Origin of the sequence: Maricaulis sp., assembly GCF_034670125.1 — a bacterium.
Classification (GTDB): Bacteria; Pseudomonadota; Alphaproteobacteria; order Caulobacterales; family Maricaulaceae; genus Maricaulis.
This window is the reverse complement of the sequence record NZ_JAXMOC010000011.1, coordinates 1-25,499: the sequence shown is the minus strand read 5'-3', so window position 1 is coordinate 25,499 and position 25,499 is coordinate 1. Positions and strand designations below refer to the sequence as shown.

General features: G+C 64.1%; 25 protein-coding genes and 1 pseudogene. 14 read left to right on the top strand and 12 right to left on the bottom strand.

The window, feature by feature from the left end:
- Positions 1-49: 49 nt before the first annotated feature.
- The 3 genes from VOI18_RS14560 to VOI18_RS14550 form a co-directional block, all read right to left on the bottom strand.
- Positions 50-2,245: an LPS-assembly protein LptD gene (locus tag VOI18_RS14560; RefSeq protein WP_323763148.1), complete on the bottom strand. Its 2,196-nt coding sequence runs from the start codon at positions 2,243-2,245 to the stop codon at positions 50-52.
- Positions 2,246-2,328: 83 nt separating this feature from the next.
- Positions 2,329-3,426 (bottom strand): LptF/LptG family permease, encoded by a 1,098-nt coding sequence (locus VOI18_RS14555; protein ID WP_323763147.1) that lies wholly within the window; start codon positions 3,424-3,426, stop codon positions 2,329-2,331.
- A complete protein-coding gene (locus VOI18_RS14550; protein ID WP_323763146.1) occupies positions 3,423-4,544 on the bottom strand; it encodes an LptF/LptG family permease in 1,122 nt (373 codons plus the stop codon). The genes VOI18_RS14555 and VOI18_RS14550 overlap by 4 nt, the downstream gene beginning before the upstream one ends.
- A gap of 142 nt (positions 4,545-4,686) precedes the next feature.
- Between VOI18_RS14550 and VOI18_RS14545 the strand changes: the two genes are divergently transcribed.
- From VOI18_RS14545 to VOI18_RS14530, 4 genes are all read left to right on the top strand, one after another.
- Positions 4,687-6,171, top strand: a complete 1,485-nt coding sequence (locus VOI18_RS14545; RefSeq protein WP_323763145.1) for a leucyl aminopeptidase — start codon at positions 4,687-4,689, stop codon at positions 6,169-6,171.
- Positions 6,172-6,234: 63 nt separating this feature from the next.
- The gene (locus VOI18_RS14540) at positions 6,235-6,687 is read left to right on the top strand and encodes a DNA polymerase III subunit chi (protein WP_323763144.1); all 453 of its coding nucleotides are present in this window, start codon (positions 6,235-6,237) and stop codon (positions 6,685-6,687) included.
- Positions 6,684-7,019, top strand: coding sequence for an I78 family peptidase inhibitor (locus VOI18_RS14535; RefSeq protein ID WP_323763143.1), 336 nt, complete (start codon positions 6,684-6,686; stop codon positions 7,017-7,019). Before VOI18_RS14540 ends, VOI18_RS14535 begins: the two co-directional genes overlap by 4 nt.
- Before the next feature lie 13 nt (positions 7,020-7,032).
- Entirely contained in the window at positions 7,033-7,389 is a 357-nt protein-coding gene (locus VOI18_RS14530; protein ID WP_323763142.1) for an I78 family peptidase inhibitor, read from the top strand.
- 8 nt (positions 7,390-7,397) lie between these two features.
- On the opposite strand, the gene VOI18_RS14525 is transcribed toward VOI18_RS14530, so the two are convergent.
- The 3 genes from VOI18_RS14525 to VOI18_RS14515 form a co-directional block, all read right to left on the bottom strand.
- Entirely contained in the window at positions 7,398-7,712 is a 315-nt protein-coding gene (locus VOI18_RS14525) for a hypothetical protein (RefSeq protein ID WP_323763141.1), read from the bottom strand.
- Between the two features lie 250 nt (positions 7,713-7,962).
- The gene (locus VOI18_RS14520) at positions 7,963-9,849 is read right to left on the bottom strand and encodes an ABC-F family ATP-binding cassette domain-containing protein (protein ID WP_323763140.1); all 1,887 of its coding nucleotides are present in this window, start codon (positions 9,847-9,849) and stop codon (positions 7,963-7,965) included.
- A gap of 196 nt (positions 9,850-10,045) precedes the next feature.
- Complete coding sequence (locus VOI18_RS14515; protein WP_323763139.1) at positions 10,046-11,626, bottom strand: sterol desaturase family protein; 1,581 nt, start codon at positions 11,624-11,626, stop codon at positions 10,046-10,048.
- A 180-nt stretch (positions 11,627-11,806) separates the two neighbouring features.
- Between VOI18_RS14515 and VOI18_RS14510 the strand changes: the two genes are divergently transcribed.
- The 5 genes from VOI18_RS14510 (at position 11,807) to VOI18_RS14490 (ending at position 15,429) form a co-directional block, all read left to right on the top strand.
- A complete protein-coding gene (locus VOI18_RS14510; RefSeq protein WP_323763138.1) occupies positions 11,807-12,685 on the top strand; it encodes a M28 family metallopeptidase in 879 nt (292 codons plus the stop codon).
- Positions 12,682-13,056 carry a hypothetical protein gene (locus tag VOI18_RS14505; protein ID WP_323763137.1) on the top strand — a complete coding sequence of 125 codons (375 nt, stop codon included), beginning with the start codon at positions 12,682-12,684 and terminating at the stop codon, positions 13,054-13,056. The genes VOI18_RS14510 and VOI18_RS14505 overlap by 4 nt, the downstream gene beginning before the upstream one ends.
- 105 nt (positions 13,057-13,161) lie before the next feature.
- The gene (ndk, locus tag VOI18_RS14500; RefSeq protein WP_323763136.1) at positions 13,162-13,584 is read left to right on the top strand and encodes a nucleoside-diphosphate kinase; all 423 of its coding nucleotides are present in this window, start codon (positions 13,162-13,164) and stop codon (positions 13,582-13,584) included.
- A 128-nt stretch (positions 13,585-13,712) separates the two neighbouring features.
- Entirely contained in the window at positions 13,713-14,339 is a 627-nt protein-coding gene (locus tag VOI18_RS14495) for a LysE family translocator (RefSeq protein WP_323763135.1), read from the top strand.
- Between the two features lie 73 nt (positions 14,340-14,412).
- Positions 14,413-15,429: an adenosine deaminase gene (locus VOI18_RS14490; RefSeq protein ID WP_323763134.1), complete on the top strand. Its 1,017-nt coding sequence runs from the start codon at positions 14,413-14,415 to the stop codon at positions 15,427-15,429.
- Here the strand turns inward: VOI18_RS14490 and arfB are convergent.
- The 3 genes from arfB to VOI18_RS14475 form a co-directional block, all read right to left on the bottom strand.
- Entirely contained in the window at positions 15,426-15,845 is a 420-nt protein-coding gene (arfB, locus tag VOI18_RS14485; protein ID WP_323763133.1) for an alternative ribosome rescue aminoacyl-tRNA hydrolase ArfB, read from the bottom strand. The two genes, VOI18_RS14490 and arfB, sit on opposite strands and share 4 nt — an antisense overlap.
- A gap of 67 nt (positions 15,846-15,912) precedes the next feature.
- Positions 15,913-16,389 carry a DUF1772 domain-containing protein gene (locus tag VOI18_RS14480; protein ID WP_323763132.1) on the bottom strand — a complete coding sequence of 159 codons (477 nt, stop codon included), beginning with the start codon at positions 16,387-16,389 and terminating at the stop codon, positions 15,913-15,915.
- Positions 16,386-17,243 carry an NmrA family NAD(P)-binding protein gene (locus tag VOI18_RS14475; protein WP_323763131.1) on the bottom strand — a complete coding sequence of 286 codons (858 nt, stop codon included), beginning with the start codon at positions 17,241-17,243 and terminating at the stop codon, positions 16,386-16,388. Before VOI18_RS14475 ends, VOI18_RS14480 begins: the two co-directional genes overlap by 4 nt.
- Positions 17,244-17,375: 132 nt before the next feature.
- Here VOI18_RS14475 and VOI18_RS14470 point away from each other — a divergent pair, with 132 nt between their 5' ends.
- On the top strand, positions 17,376-17,966 hold the full coding sequence (locus VOI18_RS14470; protein ID WP_323763130.1) for a TetR/AcrR family transcriptional regulator: 591 nt from the start codon (positions 17,376-17,378) through the stop codon (positions 17,964-17,966).
- 18 nt (positions 17,967-17,984) lie between these two features.
- Here the strand turns inward: VOI18_RS14470 and purN are convergent, their stop codons facing one another.
- Entirely contained in the window at positions 17,985-18,635 is a 651-nt protein-coding gene (gene purN / locus VOI18_RS14465) for a phosphoribosylglycinamide formyltransferase (RefSeq protein ID WP_323763129.1), read from the bottom strand.
- Between the two features lie 16 nt (positions 18,636-18,651).
- The gene (purM, locus tag VOI18_RS14460; RefSeq protein ID WP_323763128.1) at positions 18,652-19,692 is read right to left on the bottom strand and encodes a phosphoribosylformylglycinamidine cyclo-ligase; all 1,041 of its coding nucleotides are present in this window, start codon (positions 19,690-19,692) and stop codon (positions 18,652-18,654) included.
- Between the two features lie 145 nt (positions 19,693-19,837).
- Between purM and VOI18_RS14455 the strand changes: the two genes are divergently transcribed.
- Genes VOI18_RS14455 through VOI18_RS14440 form a run of 4 tightly spaced genes read left to right on the top strand, consistent with a single transcriptional unit; the run spans position 19,838 to position 25,355 of the window.
- Entirely contained in the window at positions 19,838-20,941 is a 1,104-nt protein-coding gene (locus VOI18_RS14455; protein WP_323763127.1) for a DUF2066 domain-containing protein, read from the top strand.
- A 20-nt stretch (positions 20,942-20,961) separates the two neighbouring features.
- Positions 20,962-21,648, top strand: a complete 687-nt coding sequence (locus VOI18_RS14450; RefSeq protein ID WP_323763126.1) for a hypothetical protein — start codon at positions 20,962-20,964, stop codon at positions 21,646-21,648.
- On the top strand, positions 21,645-23,819 hold the full coding sequence (locus VOI18_RS14445; RefSeq protein ID WP_323763125.1) for an RNA degradosome polyphosphate kinase: 2,175 nt from the start codon (positions 21,645-21,647) through the stop codon (positions 23,817-23,819). The genes VOI18_RS14450 and VOI18_RS14445 overlap by 4 nt, the downstream gene beginning before the upstream one ends.
- A 6-nt stretch (positions 23,820-23,825) precedes the next feature.
- Entirely contained in the window at positions 23,826-25,355 is a 1,530-nt protein-coding gene (locus VOI18_RS14440) for a Ppx/GppA family phosphatase (protein ID WP_323763124.1), read from the top strand.
- A 23-nt stretch (positions 25,356-25,378) separates the two neighbouring features.
- On the opposite strand, the pseudogene VOI18_RS15075 reads toward VOI18_RS14440, so the two are convergent.
- Positions 25,379-25,499 (bottom strand): annotated as a pseudogene (locus VOI18_RS15075) (IS110 family transposase); the annotation flags it as partial.

The window sequence follows — 25,499 nt, the reverse complement described above, 5'->3', positions numbered from 1 at the left end:
AAACTCGGCCCCGGCGCAATCGCGGGACACTGTTCGATTGGCGCTGAACTCAATCGGGTCCGAAACTGCCCAATGTGAACAGGGTGATGCGGAACTGAATGGACTCTGACGGTCCCAGTTCCGAGATTCCAAGATCTTCGCGTTGATAGACAATATCGAACTGGGAACAGTCGTCACCATAGCGCAGGCCGATTTCCTGCCGGCGCGTGATTTCACGGTCCAGATCGCGCATCACCGCGCCGATCGCGCTCCAATTGTCGGTCAAAGCGATTACGAAATCGCCGCGCAATTCACGCTGCGCGCCGTTGCGGGTGCTGGAGTCGTCGCTGATGTCGAGATAGCGCACATTGCCGGACACCCGGTCGCCGGAATATCCGAGGGCGACATCAAGTCGATTGGTGTCGAGCGTTTCGGGGTCGACACGGGCCTGGACCTCGGCGGTGAAACCGGCGAGGTCGATCTCGCCGGCGACGACATAGTCGGAGGTGTCATCGGTCAGTCCGCTGGCGGCGTTGAAGATGGCTGTGCCGTCGAGACGTTCGCTCTGGCCGACGAACAGGCGCACCAATCCGTCCTGGCCCCACATCGCGGTCGTGCGGACACCATAGCTGACCCGTGTTCCTTCTTCCCACAGGTCGAATCCGGGTGCCCGAACGGGCTGGAACAAAAGGCTTTCATCCAGATCGATGGCGAGACTGTCTTCATTGACGATCCGGCCGGCATTGCGGTCATCACTGGCAGCGATAAAGGAGACAACCGGCTCGACAATCCAGTCCGTGTTTTCGCCGCCGCGATAGAAGGGCCAACTGACCTCGGTGCCGGCCAGTCCGAGTGTGCGGGACACCGAATCCGAGACCGGATCGGTCAGCGGATTGGTGACCGGCAGGTTGTCGAAGCCATAATGATCGGCCCGCACCAGGGCAAAAGGCTCGATCACGATGCCCGGTGAGGTGACCCAGCGCGTCCGCCAGTCGACCGCCGCAGAGGCACGCTCATAATCGGTCCCGGTTTCGCGTCGCAGGACGGCCAGGCTGGCGTCCGTATTGACGCGCCCCCAACCGGGCGGTGCGGTGAAGACATGCCGGTAGTTCATGACCGGGGCGAGCACCGGGATGATGTCATCATCAGCATTGGTGCGCAGGGACTGGTAGGACGCGGCCACGATCGACCCCGCCGAATTGCGTGTCCGGCCATCGAGATAGATCTGGCTGACCAATTGCCGACTCAGCGAATTGAGCGGGGCGCCGCGATCCTTGTCGGCTTCCGAGAAGTCGTACCGACGCAGGTGCAGGTCGTCGGAAGTGCGCTGGACACCGAAGCCCCAGCGCCAGTCCGGATTGATCGCCCACTCACCGCCGCCAAACACGTGCCAGCGACTATCGCGCGTGCCATAGCGTTCGCCGTCACTGTCGATTTCGAACTCGTCGGTATAACTGCCCTCCAGCTCCATGGATCCGGACCAGAAACGCTTGCGATACTCACCATAAAGCAGCGGGTTCACATTGGTCATCAGGCGCGGGGCAATGACGAGGTCCTGGGATGGCGAGATCGCCCAGTAGTAGGGCTGCTGGTAGACAAAACCGAGGCGCGACGAGACTCCGACCTTGGGGAAGAGAAATCCGGAATGACGTTCGGCCGACGGGTCGGCATGGGCGAAGACCGGCGCGTACAAGACCGGGACGCCGCCAATCTCCAGGCGGGCGTCGCGATAGTAGATCATCTCGTCGTCAGCATCCTGCACCACCTCGCGGGCGCGCAGGCGCCAGGTGGGCTCGCCCTCGCCATCGGCGCAGAGTTCACAGGCGGTATAGTAGGCATCATTGAGCTGGAGCGAGCCGTTATCGCTGCGAATCGCGGCAGCGGCGGCCATCCGTCCATTGTTTTCGAGCATGGAGGCAAAGCCGATTGCCACACCTGCCGCCAGCTGGCTGTCGAGTTCGACCTCGTCCGCATATTGCGGGAAAGGGCCCTGGCCGAGAATGATGACATTGCCCCGGGCGATGACGCGGTTTTCGTCGGGGTGATATTCGATTTCGTCAGCGAGCAATGTGCGCGGATCCTGGCGGACACGGACATTGCCCCGGGCGATATAGCCCGAACCACCCGCGATATCCTCGACCTGATCCGCTTCCAAATAGATCGGGGCCTCGTCGACCCGGGCGTCCTGGGCGAATGCCGGTGCCGTGAAGACGAGTGCCGAAGTGCTCAGCAACAAAGCCGCGAAGCGGCAAAACTGCGACGCCATGCGCGTCACTCCCTCTGGTCTCCCGGCCCCCGCAGGCGGGTCATACTCATGACTAGCCGATGCCGGGGGCATCGTCCACGCCATCAACCGTCTTCGGTCGAAGCGATATAGATCAGTGCCAGCAACGCGGTCAGGGCCGGGGCCGACCAGGCCGCTGTCGCGGGTGGCAGCGCGCCGGAGACCCCGAAGGAGCTCAGCATCTCCTGGAAGAAGAACATGACAAAGCCTGCAATCCCGCCGGCCATGGCGAAGGCGGCGGCGCCGCCCAGCCGGTGCAGGCGCAGGGTCGCGGCGGCCGCGATAAGGGTCGAGGCCAGCAGCGTCAGGGGCAGGGCCAGCAGGGCGTGCAGGCGCAATTCATAGCGTTGTGTGGCAAGGCCGGCTTCGCGGGCGGACGCGATCAGGCGCGGCAGGTCCCAGAAGGCGACACCCTCGGCCGAGCGGGCCCGTTCGAACAGGGCCTGTCGATTGATCGATGTCGGCATGCTGATCGCACCAAGGTCGAGGCGGGACGGCGTCGGTGTGCGTTCAATGGCACCCGTGATCTCCCAGAAGCCGGCCCGCAATTCTGCCGATTGCGCGTCGATGCGCCGTTCCAGCCGGGGTGTTCCGGATTCATCTTCGGCGAACTGCAGGAAGACCGGGTTTCGCAATACCTGTCGGGCTTCCTCGAGCTGGGTGGCCGCGATGACCGTGAAGCCATCGATATTGGTCTCGCGCAGCCAAACCGATTGTTCGGCGCCTTGAACCTGGCGGACATTCATCAGGCTGTCGCGACGCGCCTCGAACTCGGCATTCAGTGTGGCGGCGAGCGGGTTCAACCCGACAGCCCCAATGATCCCGATCGCGACCGCCAGCACCATGGGTGCCGTCAGGATCCGCCAGGCCGAAATGCCTGAGGCCCGCATCACGATCAGCTCGCTCGACCGGTTCAGCCGGAACAGGGAGGTGAGCGTGCCAAACAGGAAGACAAATGGCAGCGTGCTCTCAAGTAGGGCGGGAGCGCGTAGCAATGTCAGGCCGAGCAGGTCGAGGGTCGAGACGTCGACCCGGGTGCCAACGGCGCGCGACTGCTCGACGAAGTCCACCAGGATGATCACCGTCGCGATGGTCAGGAAGGCGAGTAGCAAACCCCCGGCCGTCTGGCTGGCCATGTAGCGATTGAGGCGACCGGCGATCATGCGCGGGCCTCCGTCGGGGCATTTTGGCCGGGACGGCTGCGGGCCGGCCAGTAGATCACTGCCAGCCCTCCGACCATGCCGATCACCGGTACAAGGTACTGGGCCGCATTCATGGCAGCATCATCAGCGCTCGCCGACTGCATCGCGAAACCGACCAGGCGCAGCGTCAGTCCGGCGCCGACGGCCATCATGACCCGCCGGCCATAGCCCATCCGGGAATGGTCGCCAGCCAGGAAGCAGGCGGCGGCGATAATGGCGAAAGCGAGATTGTAGAGCGGGCCGGACAGGCGGTAGTGGGCCTCCGCCCAGGCGCGCTCGGGACCCCCGGTCCGGGCCACTTCGGCGGCGGACGGCCAGAGGAGTTCGTGCAGGTAGCGGTCCGATTCCTTGAAGAACATCGCATCGGCCGGTCCGACAAACTCTCCCAGATCGAACTCGTAGCGGTCGAAATTCGCGTAGTAGAGTTCTCCGGCGGAATCGATCTGTTGCAGATTGCCGTCAATCAGCACCATGGCCGAGCGTTCGCCGGAGCGCACCACCACACCTTCGCGGGCGGAATAGGTCGACGCGCCGTCGGTGCCGCGGCTGTCATGGATCAGGATGTCCTGCATGCGACCGTCGCGGCTCCGCTCGCGGGCATAGATGGTGACACCCTGCCCGAGTTGGGAAAAGGCCCCCGGTGTCACCAGGCTGGCGGCGACGTCCGAGCGCAGCGTGTGCAGCGAGCGGCGCATCTCGCGATAGGCGACCGGTTGCAGCAGCAGGTTCACGGCCAGGTTGGCGATAAGCACGTAGACGCCCAGCCGGATGATCGGCGACAGCAGTCCGAATCGACTCACGCCGGCGGCGGATGCAATCACCAACTCACTATCGCCGGTCAGTCGGTTAAGGCTGGACAGCACGGCAACAAACAGCGCGATCGGAACGAGCAGGGCGGTCAGGTGCGGCAGGGCGAGCGCGGTCACCTTGATGAAGGTCAGCGCGGTCTCCGAATAGCCGGACACGAGGTCGACATTCGACAGGCTCTGCGTCAGCAGGGCCAGGCCGGCAAAGGCTGCAATCGCCGTCATGAACGGCCAGAGCAACTGGTTGAAGAAATACCGCTGAACGAGAATCATGAAGCCGGCTTGTGCTGCGCGTTCAGCCTTCTATCTCACGTCGTGATCGGATACCACTTCCGCGACACAAGTTTTCGGCGCCGGGTGCAGACCTTTGGCGCACCGAACAATCACCAAACGCGACTGGATGAGAGGGAATACCATGAAAATCGAATTCGCTGCCGCTCCGAGTGCTGCCGGCGCGATTGCCGTGCCGGTCTACGCAGACGCGGTTCTGTCGCCGGCCGCCGAAGCGATCGACGCGTCCTCGGGCGGGGCGGTCAAACGCGCCATTGCCGCTTCACGCTTTGCCGGCAAGCCGTCACAGACGCTGGAAATCATGGCCCCGTCGGGCAGCTCGGCCAGCCGCGTCGTGCTGTTCGGTCTGGGTGACAAGGACAAGCGAACCGGCTCGACCCTCGAGAAGGCCGCCGCGGCTGTGGTTGCCAAGCTGCTGATCAGCGGCGAGACCCGCCTGTCGATCCAGTTTGACGGCGAGACCGATGGCGACGGCGCTGCGCGTGCCGGTCTCGGTGCCCGTCTGGCTTCGTACCGCTACGATCAGTTCCGCACCAAGCTGAAGGACGAGCAAAAGCCGTCCCTGACCGAACTCGTCATCGCTGTCGCCGACGTCGAAGGCGCCAAGGCGGCCTGGGCTGGCTGGGGCGCTGTGGCCGACGGTGTCGACCTGGCCCGCGAAGTCACCAATCTGCCGCCGAACATCCTCAACCCGGAAACCTATGCCAAGAAGATCGAGGGCATGGCCGAGTGCGGGCTGGAGATCGAGATCCTCGACGAAGTGCAGATGACCGAGCTGGGCATGGGCGCGCTTCTGGGTGTTGGCCAGGCGTCGGAATTCGAAAGCAAGATCGCGATCATGAAATGGTCCGGCGGCAAGGAAGGCGAAAAGCCGCTCCTGTTCGTCGGCAAGGGCCTGACCTTTGACAGTGGCGGCATCTCGCTGAAGCCGGGTGCCGGCATGGACGAGATGCGCGGCGACATGGGTGGCTCGGCTGCCGTGGTTGGCCTGATGCGTGCGCTCGCCGGACGCAAGGCCAATGTCAATGCGATCGGCATTGTCGGCCTGGTCGAGAATATGCCGGACGGCAATGCCCAGCGTCCGGGTGACATTGTCACCGCGATGTCCGGCACCACGATCGAGATCCTCAACACCGACGCCGAAGGCCGCCTCGTGCTGGCCGATGTGTTGTGGTACGCGCAGGACCGTTTCGATCCCAAGCTGATCATCGACCTGGCGACCCTCACCGGCGCCATCCTGATCGGTCTTGGCAATACCCGCGCCGGTATCTTCACCAATTCCGACGAGATCGCGGCCCAGCTGTCCTCGGCCGGTGATGCTTCCGACGAGCCGGTCTGGCGCATGCCGCTCGGCCCGGACTATGAAAAGCACATCGAGACCAAGAATGCCGACATCAAGAATGTCGGCGAGGGCCGTCTCGCCGGTTCGATCTCGGCGGCGGAATTCCTGAAATGCTTCGTCAATGACAAGCCCTGGTGCCATATCGACATTGCCGGCACGGCGATGGGCGGCATGGGCGGCAAGGATGATCCGCGCCAGCCGAGCTGGGGCACGGGCTGGGGTGTGCGCATCCTCGACCGTTTCGTGCGCGACAATTACGAGGGCTGAGCCCTTCGCTGATCAGGGCGGCCCGCGCGGCCGCCCTTTTCGTATCGGCTGTCGGAGAGGACGATGAGCGGCGATCTCTGGTTCTACCATCTCGAACGGTCCTCGCTGGACGAGGTCCTGCCGGAGTTGCTGGAAAAAACGCTGGCCCGTGGCTGGCGGGCGCTGGTGCGCTCGCCCGATGCCAAGCGCCGCGAGGCGATCGACCAGCTCTTGTGGACCTGGCGCGACGACTCATTCCTGCCCCATGGTCAGGTCGAGGCGGGTTCGCCCGAGCGCCAACCGGTTCTCATTGCCGAAGACGAAGCCAATCCCAACGGCGCCCATTGCCTCTTCCTGCTCGATGGCGCCGAACCCGAAAAACCGTCATCCTTTGACCGCATGATTGTCATGTTTGACGGGCAGGACGAGATGGCCGTGACCGATGCCCGCGCGTTGTGGAAGAAGGCATCGGGTGAGGGATGCACGGTATCCTACTGGCGCCAATCGCCGGAAGGTCGATGGGAGAAGAAGGCATGACACGTTATTTGCTGATTGCGCTGGCCGGGCTGTCCGTCGCCGCCTGCACCACCGGTGGCAGTGCCATTGATGGCGGTGATTCCGTCATGCCGGCGCCGGACTTTGCGGACGACTCGGTGGGCGATAACAGCGTCGACCCGAACGCCTGGTGCGGCGCCAGCGCGATGGGCTATCTGGTCGGCCAGCGGATCGAAGAGGTCGATCTGGAAACCCTGCACGGCAATATCCGGGTCATCCATCCGGGCATGCCGATCACCCGCGACTATCGCCGCGAACGGCTCAATCTTGACCTCGACGAGGCGGGTGTCATCCTGCGGCCCTGGTGTGGTTGAGCGAGTGGTGCCGATGAGAGCCGTTTTGATTGTGCTGGCCTGTTCGCTGGTTGGTGCGGGCCTGACCGGCTGCGGTCTGACCGGACGCGGCCAAGTCGCACCGCCGCAGGCCGTCGCTGAGCTGCCGCCGCTGGGCGCTGCCGAAGACGTGCAGGACAGCGAGGTCCGCGCACCGATCACCGGCACATGTGGCATGGAAAACCTGCAGCATTATGTCGGCCAGCCGCGCGTCGCGGTCTCGCATGCGGCGATGCCGGAGACCTACAGGGTCGTCGGTCCCAACTCGGTCGTGACCATGGACTACCGCCCAGACCGGCTGACCATCCGCGTCAATGAACATGATGTCGTGGAAAGCATGGCCTGCGGCTGAAGCTGGCCTCAACCGGCGAACAGATGCTGCAGCCGGGCAACGTGATGGCCGGTCAGGGACAGCGCATCACGCGCCAGCCAGCTACCCACAGCTTCGGCGGTCGATAGCGCATCCTCGCGGCTCAACAGGCTTTCATCGTCTTCTGCGTCCAGCGACGCATCATCATGCGAATCCGCGTCGGTGGGCATGACGACATCGACCCGGATCTCGTCAGGACTGTGAAAGCTGTGATCCGGCCGCGAGGCGGCCGGGCCCGGCTTCAGGGGGCTGGACTGTTTGCGAAAACCGGCGGGGCGGGGCGGCAGCGATCCTTCGACCTTCATGACCCGCTCCCGTCCGGCCGCGCAGGTAGGCCCGCAAACTTGCCGGCTCCGGGACGCAAGGCACGGGGCATGTCGTTCGGGTTATGGGCCACCGGGCCATCAAACCAGTGGTGAATGACGCCCGGCAGCGCGCCGTCGGATCCCATAGATCCATCCACCTCATTCCTGTGAGCTCATATTATATGAGAGCAGGTACGAATGGTTTCTTAATGGGACGAATGGGGTTCGAAGTCCCTGAAAACAAGGGAATTCAGACCTCGCCCGCCTGCGCCGCTTCCAGCTTTTCTTCCGCCTCCAGCCAGCTCAACTCCGCCGCATCCAGCAGATCGACGGCTTTGGCGCGCTTGATCTGGAGGTCGGTCGCAGTCTTGGGGTCTTTTTGATAGAGACCGGGGGCGGCGAGGCCCTTGTCGATGACGGCGATGATGCCGCGCAGGCGGTCGGCCTCCTTGTCCCAGCGGGCGATCTCGTCGCGCAGGGGTTTGAGCGCCTTGCGCTGGTCGGCGGCGGAGCGGCGGGCGACGCTCTTTTCGTCGGTGGCGGCGGTCTTCTTCTTGGGGCCGTCCTTGGGCGCGCGGCCGAGCAGGGACTGGCGATAGGTCTCGATATCCTCGTCATAGGGTTTGACCGTGCCATCGCCGATCACCCAGAGCCGGTCGACACAGCTCTCGATCAGATGCCGGTCGTGCGAGATCAGGACTACGGCGCCTTCATACTCATTGATCGCCTGGATCAGGGCGGCGCGGCTGTCCATGTCGAGATGGTTGGTCGGCTCGTCGAGGATGAGGAGGTGCGGGCCCTCAAAGGTGATCAGGTTGAACAGGAGGCGCGCCTTCTCGCCGCCCGACAGCGTGTCGGCCGGGGTTTCCTGACGGTCGCCGGGCAGGCCGAACGTCGCCAGCCGGGCCCGGCGCTGGGCCTCGGTGGCGTCGGGCATCAGCTCGATGATGTGCTGATAGGCCGACATCTCCGGTGACAGGCTGTCGATCTGGTGCTGGGCGAAATAGGCGATCTGCATCTTCTTGTGCTTGCGCAGATGCCCGTCCAGCGGCGCCAGCCGGTCGCACAGGAGTTTCGCCATGGTCGACTTGCCGGCGCCATTGCGGCCGAGAATGCCGATCCGGTCCTCGGTGTCGATATTGAGATTGACGTCGCGCAGCACCGGCTTGCCCGGCGCATAGCCGGCCTGGAGATTGACCATGCGGACGATCGGCGGCGCCATGCGGCGCTGCGGGCTGGGGAAGTTGAAGGGCGCCACCGGGTCTTCGACCTGGGTCGCCACGATCTGCATTTTCTCCAGCCGCTTGACCCGCGATTGGGCCTGTTTGGCCTTTGAGGCCTTGGCCTTGAAACGGTCGACGAAGGATTGCAGGTGGCGTCGTTCGACCTCCTGCTTCTCGACCATCTTCATCTGCAGGCGTTGTCGCTCCGCCAGCGCCTTTTCGAAATCATCATAGCCGCCATCCCAGACGGTCAGCTTGCCCTGTTTGAGATGGGCGATCTTCTGCATGGCGCCGTTCAGCAGGTCGCGGTCGTGCGAGATCACCAGGGCGGCGCCGGGGAAGGTCTTGAGATAGGCCTGCAGCCACATCACCCCTTCCAGGTCGAGATAGTTGGTCGGCTCGTCGAGCAGCAACAGGTCGGGCCGGGCGAACAGGGTCGCCGCCAGGGCCACGCGCATCCGCCAGCCACCTGAGAACTCCCGGCACGGCCGGCGCTGCTCCTCACCGGTAAAGCCCAGCCCGGCGAGAATGGAGCCGGCGCGGGCTTCGGCGGTGTGACTGTCGATATCGGCCAGCCGGGTCTGGATCTCGGCGATGCGATTGGGTTCGGTCGCGGTCTCGGCTTCGGCCAGCAGGGCGGCGCGCTCGGTATCGGCGGCCATCACCACATCGATCAGGCTGTCATCGCCGCCCGGTGCTTCCTGGGCCACCGAACCGACACGGGCCCCCTTTTGCACGCTGGTATCGCCGCCCTCCGAGCCGATCTCGCCACGGATCAGGCGGAACAGGGTCGATTTGCCCGTCCCGTTGCGCCCCACCAGACCCATCTTGGTCCTGGCCGGCAGGAAGAGCGTCGCCTGATCAAAGAGCATCCGCCCTTCAATGCGATAGGTGAGATCATTGATGTGCAACATGGTGCATGGCGGTTAGCGCGGGTTTTGGCCCGGTGCAACAGATTCGCGCTGAGCCCGGGGCGGCGGCGGGTACGGCCTGCTGGCTGACAAACGAATTATGGATCACTCCGCGACGGGTCGCGATGTCAGCCCTTTCGTTCGTCCAATCGAGACCCCTCCCGCGTCAAGCCAGACAAGCTCTCTGCCTACCCCCCTGTCAGCCGGCCTCGATGACCAGGATTTCCATCGGAATATCGCCATCCGGGCCGAACTCCGCCTCGAAGCGTCGGGTCAGCGCCGCGATCGCAGCCTCGACATCGCCGTCATTGCGGCGGATCTGTCCGGCGACGGGATTGCCCAGGATCAGGCCGTGCGCGAAGGCCTCGAGATCGGCCTTGCTGTGGACCCGGGACAGGGTGTCGATCCGGATATCGGTGAAACCGGCGGCCCGCAGATCGGTCTCAATCGTCCCGGCATCGTGATAGCTGTAGGGAACCGCATAGAAGCTGGGCTCGTCCTTGTCGATCAATGGCGCAATGACGCCATCCGCGATTTCGGCAAACGGGTTGGTCGCCCAACTGCCCCAGACATTGAACACATAGCGACCGCCCGGTTTGAGCACGCGTCGGGCCTCGCGAAAGGCGGCGACCTTGTCCGGGAAGAACATCACGCCGAACTGGCAGGTGATCGCGTCAAATTCCGCGTCGGGGTAATCAAGCGCGCTGGCATCGGCGGTGTTGAATGTCACAGCATCCGGATCGCCGGTACGCTGGCGGGCGATGGTCAGCATGTCGCCATTCAGGTCCGTCGCTTCCAGCCTTGCACCGTCGGGCAGGCGGGCGAGGAGCTTCTCTGTGAGGATGCCTGTTCCGGCGGCCAGTTCCAGCAAATGACCGCTGGCCGAGACCGGGACGCGACCTGCGAGGTCGCCCGCGTGGTGATCGAACAGGACCGGGCCGAGATAGCGGTCATAGGCGGCCGGGATATCGCCCTCGAAGCGCGCGGTCACCGCCGTTGCGTCAGACTTGGCCGGCTTGCTGTCATCGGTGGGCGGTTCACTGATGTCACGAAACAGGAGCATCGAACCGATCCGCGACGAGGCGCCGTCCCAATAGCCGTTCTCGGCGGCGAATTCCTTCGGGTTCTTGAAGGTCCCGAAGATGATGTCGAAGAGAGGCAGGTCTGAGAAGTTCTTGTCGTGAACGCCGCGCTCATGATGGTGGCTGTGGCTTTCGGGGCGTTGCAGGAAATAGCCGAGCCAGCGCGGTGTGCGGATATTGGTGTGCTGGAACAGGGCGAGGAAGGTCGTCGCCAGCAGGGTGACCGTGATGGCCTGTGGCTCGATCCCGACCAGAAGGGTGAGACCCAGGCTGCCGACAAAGGCGAAACCAATGGAATCAAGCGGGCTGAAATAGAATGCCCCGAACGTGTCGACCCGCTCGGCACTGTGGTGAAGCTGGTGAAATCCCAGCCACAGGAAACGATTGCCGTGCATGGCGCGGTGCCAGACATAGACCCCGAATTCAAAGACAAGAATGCCGACCGCGCTGCCGCCCAAAAGGCCCAACCCGCTCAGATTGAACAGCTGATAGGGGGCCAGCAGCGGGTCCCAGATCATGGGCAGGTAGGCGGACAGGAAGAAATAGGCGGTGAAGATGATCAGCGCACGAAACCGCCAACCTTTGACGACGGGCAGTTTGCGCGCCGGAAAAGCCGCTTCGATCGCGATCATCAGTGCGAAAATTCCGAGTATCGCCAGCGATACCGGATCCAGTATAATCTCAAGTGGTGTCGGCATATTGCCCCCCGTTTTGCGGGCAATTTACACGGATCGCGCGGCTTGAACAGTCCGGGTTTCCTCCCGGTGACAAGGGGCTGGGCGGCCCTGACCGCTCATGTGTGGACGCACGCAGGGCAAGCATGTCGTACTCTTGCCATAAACACCGATGAACGTCGCGACAACGAGGAGGGGAGAGTGATGTTTTTGCGTGTCGCCATCTGGGTCGGCGCATTGGTTCTCGTGACCGGGGCGGGCCAGGCTCAAACGCCTTTTTCCCAGACGCAGCGCGACTTCCTGACTCGCCTGCAGAACGCCACGGCGCCGGCCCGCAGTTCTGCGAGTGAACGAGACATTGCCGCCGATTTTCTGGTCGCCGAGCTGGAACGCCGTGGCCTGGCGGGTGAACGGCGCACCTATCACGCCCCCAATGTGCATCCCTTGCTCGACCTGATCATGCCACCCTTCACGGGGGTCAATGTCACGGCGACCATTCCTGCAACACGCGCCAGCGCCCCGGTGATTGTCCTGGGCGCCCATTATGACAGCGAAGCCGGCAGCCCTGGCGCAGATGACAATGGCAGCGGTGTTGCTGCCGTGCTGACCATCGCTGAAAACCTGGCCGCGGAGCCACGCCGTGATTTCGCCGTGATACTTGTATTGTTCGATCAGGAAGAGGAAGGAAAGGTCGGCAGCGCCGCCTATGCCCGTCAGTTATTGAACGCAGGCGTCGACATTCATTCCATGCATTCGATCGACATGGCCGGGTGGGACAGTGATGGTGACGGGGCGATCGAAATTGACGCGCCGGACACGTGGTACCCGCGCTATGACCGGGCGGCCCGGTCGATGGGCATTCCAATCGTCCGTGTGACGTATGATTCCAGCGACCACGTCTCATTCCGAAATCACGGCATTGATGCCATCTGTCTGGGCGAAGCATTCCGTTTGCGGGACGCATCGCCGCACCGGCACCGCCCAACGGACACGGCAGACACGCTCAATCATGATTATCTGGCACGCAATACCCGGCTCATGCTGACTGTACTGCTGGACCTGATCCGCGGTGATACACCATGAGGCTGCCTCTGAAGATTGTCGTCCTGGCGCTGAGCCTGGCCGCCTTTGCGGTCCGGGGCGTGATTTACGGTCTGCTGGGGTCGGTCTTGCCGCTGGCCTTCATTCTTGGCGTTCTAGGGCTAATGGTCGCGGCACGTCTGACGGGGCGTGGGGCCGGGCGGCTTGCTGTGCGATGCTGGGGCGTCTGTCTTGTGATCTATGGGCTGTTGCGGCTGGGCCTGGCCGGTCTGCTGGCATTTGCACCGGTTGGCTCCCCACACGCGATTGCCAATACGGGGTGGGTTTTTATGCTCGTGTCGGCGCTTTACCTCGCCGCGGGCGCATACCTTGTCATGGCTTGGCGGGCACGGTCTGGCCCGGTCGTCGTCTGATCGCACCCTGCCGCTTTTCAAGCGGTCAGCAGACGGCTATAAGCCCGCGCGAAACCTAACGTCCGGGTCCACAGCCGGGCTTTCCCCAATTCAAGGACATCCCTCATGGCGATCCAACGCACCTTCTCCATCATCAAGCCCGACGCCACTGCCCGTAACCTGACCGGCGCCATCAACGCCAAGATCGAAGCCGCCGGCCTGCGCATCATCGCGCAAAAGCGCATCCGTCTGTCGCGCGAGCAGGCGGAAGGTTTTTACGGCGTCCACAAGGAGCGTCCCTTCTTCAACGACCTCGTGACCTTCATGATCTCCGGCCCGGTCGTGGTCCAGGTCCTGGAAGGTGATGACGCCATCGCCAAATACCGCACCGTGATGGGCGCGACGAACCCGGAGCAGGCTGATGCCGGCACCATCCGCAAGGACTTTGCCGAGTCGATCGAAGCCAACTCGGTGCACGGTTCCGACGCCCCGGAAACCGCAGCAGAAGAAATTCCCTTCTTCTTCTCGGACGACGAAATCGTCGGCTGATCCGAGCCGCAAAATCAGACAAGAAAGGCCCGGTATCCTGCCGGGCCTTTCTTTTTTGTGCCGGACGCGTTGCGTGCGTGGGCGGTGCTTCCTAACTGGGTCCGCAGAGTGGTGTGAGGGAATGCGCGATGGACATGGCCCTGCTTGCCAGCCTGGTGACCTTCGTCGTGATCATGTCCGTCACGCCCGGCCCCAACAATATCATGATGATGACGTCGAGCGCCCTGTTCGGCGTGCGGGCCACGCTGCCGCACTGGCTCGGGGTCAATTTCGGCTTCAACCTGTTGCTGGTCGCCTCGGTATTGGGGCTGGGTGAATTGATCGACCGCTTTCCCGCCATGCTGGATATTGTCCGCATCGGCGGGTCGGCCTGGCTCGGCTGGATGGCGTGGAAATTCGCCCATGCCGGTTGGGCGATCGGACGCGCCGGCAGCCGCGCAGCAACCCCGAAGGCGGACCGCTCACGACCCTTCCGGTCCTGGGAGGCGGCGCTGTTCCAGGCCATCAATCCCAAGGCGGTCCTGATGGCGGTCTCGACCGCCGGCGCCTATGTGGCGCTGGCCGACACCCCGGTCGAGCGGATCGGGATTTTCGTGATGGCATTCGTCATGTTCGGCGCCCCGTGCGGCCTGTTGTGGATCTTTGTCGGCGGCGGGCTGAAGCGTCTCCTGGCCGAGGGTGGTTCGGCGCGCTGGTTGAATTATGCCATCGCTGGTGTCCTCGTCCTGACCATAGGTTTGATCCTGTCCGCCTGAGCCGCAGGCGGCCCCTTGCGTGGAAAGGTAACGCAGCAGACCATGGCGCTCCCCCAAGCGCCGGAGAGCAGCCATGACCGATATCGCCCGTCTCGTCCAAGCCCTGCCCAAGGCGGAGCTTCATCTTCATATTGAAGGCTCGCTCGAGCCGGAGCTGATGTTCGAACTGGCCCGTCGCAACGGGATCGAGATTCCCTTCAAGTCGGTCGAGGAAATCCGCGCCGCCTACGACTTCTCCAACCTGCAGGATTTTCTCGACGTCTATTATGTCGGCATGAATGTGCTGATCACCGAGGCGGATTTCTTTGATCTGACCTGGGCCTACCTGCAGCGCGTCCACGCCGAGAATGTCCGCCATGTCGAGATCTTCTTCGACCCGCAGGGCCATACCGATCGCGGGATCGCCTTTGCCACGGTCGTCGACGGCATCACTCGCGCCCTCGATCAGGCAAAGTCCGAACTCGGCATCACCTCCAAGCTCATCCTGTGTTTCCTGCGCCACCTCTCCGAGGAAGCGGCTTTTGAGACCCTGGAAATGGCCAAGCCGCACCTGGAGCGGATCGATGGCGTCGGTCTGGACAGTTCCGAACTCGGCCACCCGCCGTCAAAATTCCAGCGTGTTTTCGAGGCGGCTGGCGAGCTGGGCCTGCTGCGGGTCGCCCATGCCGGCGAGGAGGGGCCGCCGGAATATATCCATGAAGCACTGGACCTGCTGAAGGTCGACCGTCTTGATCACGGCAATCGCGCCCTGGAAGACGGCACCCTGGTCGCCCGGCTTGGCCGCGAACAGATGACGCTGACGGTCTGTCCGCTCTCCAACCTGCGCCTGTGCGGCATCAAACGGCTCGAGGACCACCCCCTGAAGCGCATGTTGGCGCTGGGCCTGCGGGCCACGGTGAATTCCGACGACCCGGCCTATTTCGGCGGCTATGTGAATGACAACTACATCCGTACTGCGGATGCCATCGGCCTGACGGCCGACGAGATCATCGAGTTGGCACGGAATTCTTTCCGGGGGGCTTTTCTGCCGGAGGCGGAGATCGAGCGGCATCTGGCGGAGATCGATGCGGTGGTCGAGGCCGTGGCCTAATCCTCCGACCCCGGCTTTCGTCGAAGCGACTTTGTTTGTGATTTTTGCGCCTTCGCGGCCTTGGCCCGTTTGATCGACGCCAGGGACGGCCGCGCCTTCTTGCGCGGTTTCGGGGCGATCAGCGCGTGTTCGATCAGCTTGCGCAGGCGGTCACGGGCCTCGGCCCGATTGCGTTCGCGTTCGCGGTGGCTGTCGGCTTTCAGGATCAGGCTGCCATCCTTGGTCATGCGCGAGCCGGCCAGACGTACCAGGCGGCGCTTGGCCGCGTCGGGCAGGGTGGTGTTGGCGGCGAGGTCGAAGCGCAGCTGGACGGCGCTCTCGGTCTTGTTGACATGCTGGCCGCCGGGACCGGAGGCGCGGATGAAACGCTCCTCGATCTCGGTCTCGTCGATCAGGATGGTCTGGGCAATCAGCATGACAGCCTCCGCAAGCACGCCCCTTCTTGCCGTGCTTGCGGGTCTGTTCGCAAGCGAGCTTGCCCGGTCATGCGATGGCGGCGAGCAGGAAGCAGACACAGGTGAGGACGGCCCCGACCGTACGGACATGGTTCCAGCCGCTCCACCGCTCGACATATTTCGGCCAGTAGGCCGATGTACCGTCGCGGTCGCCGGCGAGGGACAGCAAGCGGTTGTTCATGGGGATATTGCGCAGCCCGGTGACCAGCAGGACCGGCCCGACATGGCTGGCCATGCCCAGTCCCAGCCAGGTTGCCATGCCAGGCCGCCCGAACAGGAGGGCTGCTACGGCCAGGACGAGGGCGAGTGGCACCAGGGCTTTCAACAGCAGCAGGAAAATTGACCTGTAGACCGTCCGGTTGAGGCCGCGCATGGCATCGGCGCCGCCGCCCGGCCCGGCCTCATCGAGACCGGCCATGACGAAGTCGGAGAAGGCGAGGAAGATGCCGGCGATGAGGCCGGCACCCAGACCCAGTAATTGGGCGAGTAGGGTCAGGGCGATCATGACGCCAGCCCGGCAGCGGCTGTGGCGGCCCAGGCACTGGCCGGAACCGAGGCGGCATAGTCGGCAAAGCTGCGCGGCGGCCGGCCCAGGGCCCGTTCGACACCGTCCATGACCCAGGCATTGCGACCGTCCAGCACCGTCGAGAACAGATAGTCGAGCAACCAGACATGATCCTGCGGCAGGCCGGCGGCGCGGGCGCCGTCGATGAAAGCCTGGTGCGGAATGTCGACATGGCGGACCGGACGCCCGGCCCGCTCGGAAATCAGGGCCGCAATATCGGCAAAGCTCAGCAACTGGCCACCGGTCACTTCATAGAGCTGGCCGTCATGCTCCGTGCCGGTCAGCGCCGCGACCGCGATATCGGCAATGTCGCGGATATCGATGAAGGGTTCCGCGGTCTTTCCGACCGGCAGGGCGAGTTCACCGGCCGCGACCATGGGCTGGAAGGCGCCCTGGTCGAAATTCTGGAAGAACCAGCTCGAGCGGATCACCGTCCAGCGCAGCCCGCTCTGGCGAATTATGGTCTCGCTGGCTTCCGCCTCGGGCTCACCGCGCCCGGACAGCAGGACGAGTTGCTCCACGCCGGCTTTGCGGGCGCGTTGGGTGAAGGCGGCGATGTCGGCCGGAGCGCCGGGCACGGCGAGATCCGGCGCGTAGGCGATGTAGACCGAGCGCACACCCTGCAGGGCGTGGTCCCAGCCTTCACGGTCCTGCCAGCTGAAGGGGCGTTCGGCGTCGCGCGAGCCAGGGCGGACAGGAAGGTTGAGCGCTTGCAGGGCATTGACGATGAGGCGGCCGGTCTTGCCGGTGGCGCCGAGCACGAGGATGTTGGCGGATGGGTCGCGGGCGGTCATGGCGATTTCCTTTGGCTTGACACTGTGTAAACTTTACGCAGTGTCAAGTGGCATCGACTTGACGTCGTGTCAAGTGCAATCAATCCTGTGCCCGCGTACGTCAAAGGGACGGCAGAGGGAAAGGCCAGCACCATGCCGGATGATGGAGTGTCGACGCGCGAGCGGATCTTGCGGGCGTGCTGGGCCTTGCTCGAGCAGGGGCAGGGCGCGAAGACCCGCATGAGCGATATCGCCAAGGCCTCCGGGGTCAGCCGGCAGGCGGTCTATCTGCATTTCAGCACCCGCGCCGAGCTGTTGATCGCGGTGACCCGGTTTGTTGACGCCGAGAGCGATATCGATGCCCGGCTGGCCGCCAGTCGGGCCGCGACGTCAGGTTTGGAGCGGCTGGATGCCTTCCTAGACGCCTGGGGCAATTACATCCCGGTCGTGCATCCGGTCTGTCGCGCGCTACTGGACATGGCGCCCGACGATGACGCCGCGAAGCTGGCCTGGGATGACCGGATGGCGGCCCTGCGGGAAGGCTGCGTCGCCGCCGTCTTAGCCTTGAAGGCTGACGGAAATTTGCGCGACGACCACGATGAGGCCGCCGCGGCTGATCTGTTGTGGACGCTGTTGTCGGTCAGCAATTGGGAAAGCCTGGTGGAAGACTGCCACTGGTCGCAGGCCCGCTATATCGAGGAGATGAAGCGGCTCGCGAGGCAGGCCTTGATGCCGACCGGTTGAGCCTTTTGCGACCGCCCGTCAGTCGTGCGGGTTCATCAGCAATTCAGCGCCGAACTCACGCACTTGCAGCCGCACCCGTTCGCCGGCCACACGCGCCTTGCCGGAGCAGGCGAGGGCGACACACTGGGCGTAGAGCGCGTGTTCGGCATGCAGCACGCGTTCGCCAAGGGTGTCCGGTGTGTCACCATGCAGGACAGGCACAGCGGCCTGGCCGATGATCGGACCGTCATCCATTTCCGGCCGGACATAGTGGACGGTGCAGCCATGGATGCGCACCCCGGCCTCCAGCGCCCGCTCATGCGTGTGCAGCCCTTTGAAGGCCGGCAGCAATGAGGGGTGGATATTGATCAGCAGGTCGCGCCAGCGCTCTGTGAACCAGGGTGTCAGGATGCGCATGAAGCCGGCGAGACAGACAATCCGGGCTCCGTAGAGCTTGATCGTCGAGTCGAGCGCTTCCTCGAACGCTTCGCGGTCGTCAAACTCGCGGTGATCGATCACCTCGGTCTCGATCCCGGCCGCCCGGGCGATCTCGAGTCCGGCTGCGTCAGGATTGTTGGAGGCGACCAGCACGATCTCGGCCGGGAAATCCTCGTCCCTGGCGGCCTCGATGAGGGCCTGCATGTTGGATCCGCGCCCGGAGATGAGCACGGCGATCTTGGTTTTCGCCATTGGTGTGCCCCTCGCGTCAGGCCGGTTTGAGTTCGCCGATGATCATGGCGGTCTCGCCGGTCAGCGCAAGCGCCTCCATTGTCGCATCGACCTTGTCCGGTGAAACCGCCAGCAACATGCCGACGCCGCAATTGAAGGTGCGGTGCATTTCGTGGGCGGAAATGCCGCCCGCCTCGGCCAGCCACTGGAAGACCGGCGGAAGGGTGAAGGCGCTGTAGTCGATATGGGCGATGAGATGGTCCGGCAGCATGCGCGGCGGGTTCTCGACGAGGCCACCGCCGGTGATGTGCGCCAGACCGGTCACGAGGCCGGACTTGATCAGCGGCAGGCAGGCTTTCACATAAAGCCGTGTCGGCTCGAGGAAGGCTTCGCCCAGTGTCTGGCCGGGTGCGAAAGGCGCCTTATCCGACCAGTCGAGACCGGACAGTTCGACCACTTTGCGGACCAGCGAGAAACCGTTCGAATGGACGCCGGAGGAGGCGAGACCGACCAGCACGTCGCCAGCCGCCATCTTGTCGTGATCCGGCAGCAGGCGACCGCGCTCGGCGGCGCCGACGACAAAACCGGCGAGATCGAAATCCTCGCCCTCATACATGCCCGGCATTTCCGCCGTCTCGCCGCCGATCAGCGCGCAGCCACTGTCCTTGCAGCCGGCCGCTATGCCCGAGACGATCGCTTCGCCACGGGCCGGGTCAAGCTTCGAGCAGGCGAGATAGTCGAGGAAAAACAAAGGCTCGGCGCCCTGGGCAAGCACATCATTGACGCACATGGCGACGAGATCGATGCCGACCGTGTCGACCTTGCCGGTGGCGATGGCCAGTTTCAGCTTGGTGCCGACGCCGTCGGTGCCGGAAATCAGGATCGGATCGGAATAGCCGGCCGCCTTGAGGTCGAAGGCACCGCCGAACCCGCCCAGGTCCGCGGCCGCACCGGCCCGGCGCGTCATCGCGGCCAGCGGCTTGATGCGATCAACCAGGGCGTCGCCAGCATCGATGGAGACGCCGCTGTCGGCATAGGTCAGCCCGTTCGGGCGATCTTGGTTTCCGGTTCCGGACATGCCGTTTCCTTACCTCTGCAAAAACAGGTCTGTAAAAACAGGCGCGGTGTATGTCGAAACACGCCCCGGACGCAAGCCGCGGGCTTCACGCCCGGCAGGGTGTGGTTATAGTGCGGGCACAGTCCAAGTAACAGGAGTCGCCACCGTGCGTTTCATCATAGCCGCGCTCAGCCTGAGCCTCGCCTGCCTGCCGGCAGCCCTGGCCGACGACCCCTACACCATCTCCGGCGTCGAGATTGATGCCACTGCGGACAATGCGCTGCAGGCCCAGACTGCAGCCATGGGCCAGGGGCAGGCTGCGGCCGCGCGGCGCCTGATCGAACGTCTGACCTTGGCGGAGGACCGGGTCGGGACGGCACTGGAGCTGGATTCCCGCCTGTCGCCGGAAGGCGAGATGGAAACGGGCCTGACGCTGGATCCGGTCATCATCGCCGAGATGATCGCAGGCCTGCAAATTTCCAATGAGCAGCGCAGTGCGACACGCTACCTGGCCGAGCTGGAAGTGACTTTCGATCCGCGCACGGTGCGGCGGGTAATGGAAGCCTATGGGGTGCCGTTCGTGGAGTCGCAGGCACGGCCGCTGCTGGTTCTGCCCGTTCATGAGGGCGAGGGCGGATTCAGTCTGTGGGATGACAATCCCTGGCGGACGGCCTGGACAGAGCAAACGTTCGACAATGCGCTGACGCCGGTGCTGGTACCCGACCGGCCCGCCAGCTCGGTTCGTCTGCCCATCACTCCGCGCCAGGCCTTGCAGCTCGACGAGGCTGCGCTCGTGAATACGGCGTCCATGTACGGCATCAACCGTATAGCGATCCTGCGGGCCGGAGAGCGCGACGGTGTGCGACGTTTCGGCGGCTATCTTGTCACGGTTGAACCGACCGGTGAGATCATCACCGACACCTGGGGCCCGCAGGTGGTCTATGGCGGCTGGAGCGATGCTGCCCGGGCGTTCGTGACTGACCGCGAAGACGACTGGAAACGGCGGTCCGTGGTCCGTGATCTCGAGACGACCTCGCTGCGGGTGACTGTGTTGTATGGCGGTCTTGAGGAATGGAACCGGCTGCAGGAAGCGCTCAGCCGTGCCTCCCTTGTTCAAGGTGCGCAGCTGGACGCGCTGTCGCGCGATGGCGCGCGCATGACGGTGGATTTCCGCGGCGCCTTCGAGCAGCTGGTCTCCGAACTTGCCGAGCGTGGCGCCACGCTTGAAGAACATCCCGGACTGGGCTGGGTCGTGCTGTCGGCCCGCTGATCCGCACGACGGCGATAATGATGTCGATGACACCGCAAATGGCGCTGGATCTACCGGCGCGACAGGACTTCAGCGCGACCGCTTTCATTGCCGGGCCGTCCAATGCGGCTGCGCGTGACGTGCTGGAGCGTCCGGAAGACTGGCCGCGCAATGTCATGGCCTTGATCGGCCCGGAAGGGGCTGGGAAATCACACCTCGCCGCGATCTGGGCCGGGCGCCAGCAGGCGCTGGTGCTGCCAGCCTCGACGCTGGGCGACCGTCTGGCCGCGCTGGAGCCCGATTGCGCCATGGTTGTCGAGGATGTCGACCGGGGCGTTGACGATGATGCGCTCTTCCATCTCTTCAACCGCGCCGCAAAGGGCGATATTCCGGCCTTGTTGCTGACGGCGCGCATGCGCCCGGCCCACTGGACGGCCAGCGTGCCTGATCTGGTGTCGCGCCTGCGGGCGCTGGTCCATGTCGACTTGTACGAGGCCGATGATGTCCTGCTGACACGGGTGCTTGAGAAACAATTGGCCGACCGGGGCGCGCCCGTGCGTCCGGGCGTGATAGACTATCTCCTGCCGCGCATGGAGCGCTCGGTCGCGGCGGTGCGCATCCTGGCGGAGCGCATGGACAAGCTGGCGCTGGTCAAGAAGACACCGATCACCCGCGCCATCGCGCGCGAAATCCTGGGTAGCTGGACCGAGACTGGAGACGCGGCATGAACGCTCCCGTGGGAGACCTCGTCGAAACCGAGACACTGATGGGCTCACCCAAGCGCTTCCTCAATCGGGAAATGTCCTGGGTGCGCTTCAATCTGCGTGTGCTGGATGAGGCCGCCAATCCGGACCACCCGGTCTTCGAGCGCCTGCGCTTTTTGTCGATCTCGGCCAGCAATCTGGACGAATTCTACATGGTGCGGGTCGCCGGCCTGCGGGCCCAGGTCCACAACGGCGTTTCGGCGACCAGTATCGACGGACTGACCCCGGCCGAACAGCTGGAGAAAATTCACGCCCTGGCCGGCGAGTTGATGCTGAAGCAGCAGACGCTATGGCGCACCCTGAGGACGGAGATCGGCAAGGCTGGCATCAAGGTGCTCGAGGCGAAACAGGTCTCCAAGGGCGACGAGGCCTGGTTGCGCGAGGAATTCCTCAAGCACACCCTGCCGGTTATCACACCGTTGGCGATCGACCCGGCCCATCCCTTTCCCTTCATCCCCAATCTCGGCTTCGCGCTGGCCCTGCAGCTGCGCAAGAAGGGGACCGGCAAGTTGATGAATGCCCTGATCCCGCTGCCCAGCGGCGTCAAGCGCTTCGTCGAACTGCCCACCCGTCCTCGCAATGACGGCGGGCGTCCGGACCGCCGCTTCATGACGCTGGAAAGCGTGCTGACGATGTTCGTCGACACGCTCTTCCCCGGCCATGAAGTGGTCGGCAAGGGCAGTTTCCGGGTCATCCGCGACAGCGATATCGAGGTCGAGGAAGAGTCCGAAGACCTGATGCTGGAGTTTGAGAACCTGCTCAAACAGCGCCGCCGGGGCGTGGTGGTGCGGCTGACCATTGATGAGGGCATGTCACCGGCGCTGCGGGATCTGATCGTGATGCACATGCACGCCGGTCCGCAGGACATCGTCCCGGTCGACGGGCTGCTCGGTCTGGCGCAGGTCGGCCAGCTTATTCCGGATGATCGCAGCGATCTCAGCTTCAAGCCCTATGAGCCGCGCTATCCGGAGCGGATCCGCGATCATGGCGGCAATTGTTTCTCGGCCATCCGCGAGAAGGACATCATCGTCCACCATCCCTATGAGAGTTTCGACGTGGTGGTGGAATTCCTGCGTCAGGCGGCGGCTGATCCCGATGTCGTGGCGATCAAGCAGACCCTCTACCGCACCTCCAAGGACAGCCCCATTGTCGCGGCCCTGATCGAGGCCGCCGAGAGCGGCAAGAATGTCACCGCTTTGGTCGAACTGAAGGCGCGCTTCGACGAGGAAGCCAATCTGAAATGGGCCCGCGACCTGGAACGCGCCGGGGTGCAGGTCGTCTACGGCTTCATCGAATACAAGACCCACGCCAAGATCTCGCTGGTGGTCCGCCGCGAAGGCTCCGACCTGCGCACCTATGCCCATTTCGGCACCGGCAACTACCATCCGATCACGGCGCGCATTTATACCGACCTGTCGCTGTTCACCGCCGACCCGGCCTTTGGCCGCGATGCGGGTCGGGTGTTCAACTATGTCACCGGCTATGCCCGGCCCGACAATCTGGAACGACTGGAAGTCTCGCCGATCGGGATGAAGGAATCGATCCTCGCCCATATCGAGCAGGAGATCGCCAATGCCGGCGAGGGCAAGCCGGCGGCGGTCTGGGCCAAGCTCAACTCGCTGGTCCATTCGGAAATCATCGATGCGCTCTACCGCGCCAGCCAGGCGGGTGTGAAGGTCGAGCTGGTGGTGCGTGGCATCTGCTGTCTGCGACCGGGGATTCCCGGCCTGTCCGACAATATCCGGGTCAAATCCATTGTCGGCCGTTTCCTCGAGCATTCACGCATCGTCTGCTTTGCCAATGGCAAGGCGATGCCGTCACCGGCGGCGAAGGTCTACATTTCCTCGGCCGACTGGATGCCGCGCAATCTGGACCGACGGGTCGAGCATCTCTGCCCGATCCAGAACCCGACCGTGCATCGTCAGGTGCTCGACCAGATCATGGTCGCCAATCTCAATGACACCGACCAGTCCTGGTATATGGACGGGGAGGGCGATTACCGCCGGGTCGACACCGCCAATGTCGACAAGCGCTTCAGTGCCCACGCCTATTTCATGACCAACCCGTCCCTGTCCGGTCGGGGTCATGCGCTGAAGAATGATCAACCGCCCGTGCTTGTCGACAGCAATGGCTGAGCCCGTTTGACCCAGCCCATCCCGCCTTCCGATTTCATGGCCGAGCAGGCCATCCACCGCGATATCGCGGTCATCGATGTCGGCTCCAACTCGGTGAGGCTGGTCCATTTCCGGGTCGAGGGGAGCTCGCTCTGGCCGATTTTCAACGAAAAGGTCATGGCCGGCCTTGGTCGCGGTGTGAAGGAAAGCGGCAAGCTGCATCCTGAAGGCCGCGACATCGCCCTGCGGGCGCTCAAGCGCTTCCAGCGCCTGCTCGATGCCAAGGGCGTTGGCGACCGTCATGTCGTCGCCACGGCTGCCGTCCGCAATGCCAAGGATGGACCCGACTTCATCGCCGAAGTGGCGGAGCGGACCGGCTTTATGGTTCGGGTGTTGTCCGGCGAGGACGAGGCCCGTCTGTCGGCCATGGGGGTCGGTGCCGGCATTCCGGACGCCCAGGGCCTGATGGGCGATCTTGGCGGCTCCAGCCTCGAGCTGACAGCCATGCATGACGGCCTGCCCGGACGTGGGGTGACAACCGCGCTGGGCCCACAGGAAATGCTCGATGACGGCCCGATGGACGAGGTCGCCACCATTGCCTCGATCGATGCGCAGCTTTTGGCGACCGGTCAGCTGACCGGGCAGGGCGGTGCCTTTTATGCCGTCGGCGGTGCCTGGCGGGCGCTGGGCCAGCTGGCCTTTGCCCGTTTTGGCTATCCGCTCAATGTGGTCCATGAATTTGCCTTGACGGCCAAGCGGGCCGACGAGCTGATGCGCCTCGCGACCCGGCTCAGCCCGGCCTCCTTGCGCGGAACACCCGGGGTCTCCTCACGCCGCGTGGCGACCTTGCCTTATGCGGCCTTGCTGTTGAGCCGGATCATGAAGCATGGCGGTTTTGAGCGCCTGGTCTTTTCCGCCTTCGGTGTGCGCGAAGGCGTGCTGGCATCCGGCCTGCCGCCGGCGCTTTTGGCCCAGGATCCGTTGATCGCCGGCGCCGAGGCGATGGCGCGGCCCAATGCGCCCACCCCCGATTTCGGCCGCGCCCTGGCGCGCTGGCTGGTGCCGGCCTTCGGTGCGCTTGAAACTGCCTTCGGCGATGTCCGCGACCAGATCCTGCACGAGACCGCCACCCGGCTCACCGATCTGGGCGCCCGCCAGCACCCGGACCATCGCGCTGACCTCGCCCGCAACATCGTGCTCTACGCCCCCTTCGCCGGTGTCAGCCATGCCGAGCGGGTCTTCCTCGCCGCCGCCATCCATTATCGCTATGCCGGCAAGCGGTCCGTGCTGGAAGATGATCCGATCTTCCACCTGATCACCGAGGACCAGCACAATCTGGCCCAGATGCTGGGCCTGTCCCTGCGCCTCGGCGCCAAGCTGTCCGGGCGATCACCGGCGCTGCTGGATCGCTATTCCCTCACCGTCGGTCCGGACGTGATCCGCCTGGAAGTCGATGAAAGCGTCCGCGACCTCTACGTCGAACGCTCGGTCGCCCTGCTCGACCAGCTCGCGGCTGCTGTGGGGCGGACAGGTGAGGTGGTTTATATCGGGGGTTAGGAGTGGGGCGTTCGCCCTTGTCATCAAGTCAGTTGTGACGTTTGTCGATTCGCGTCTCTGACGCGTGCGTTTGCGATGACGAGGATTTTTCTGGCGAGGGCTGTGAGGGCGACGCGCTTGGGTTTTCCTGCGTCGACGAGGCGG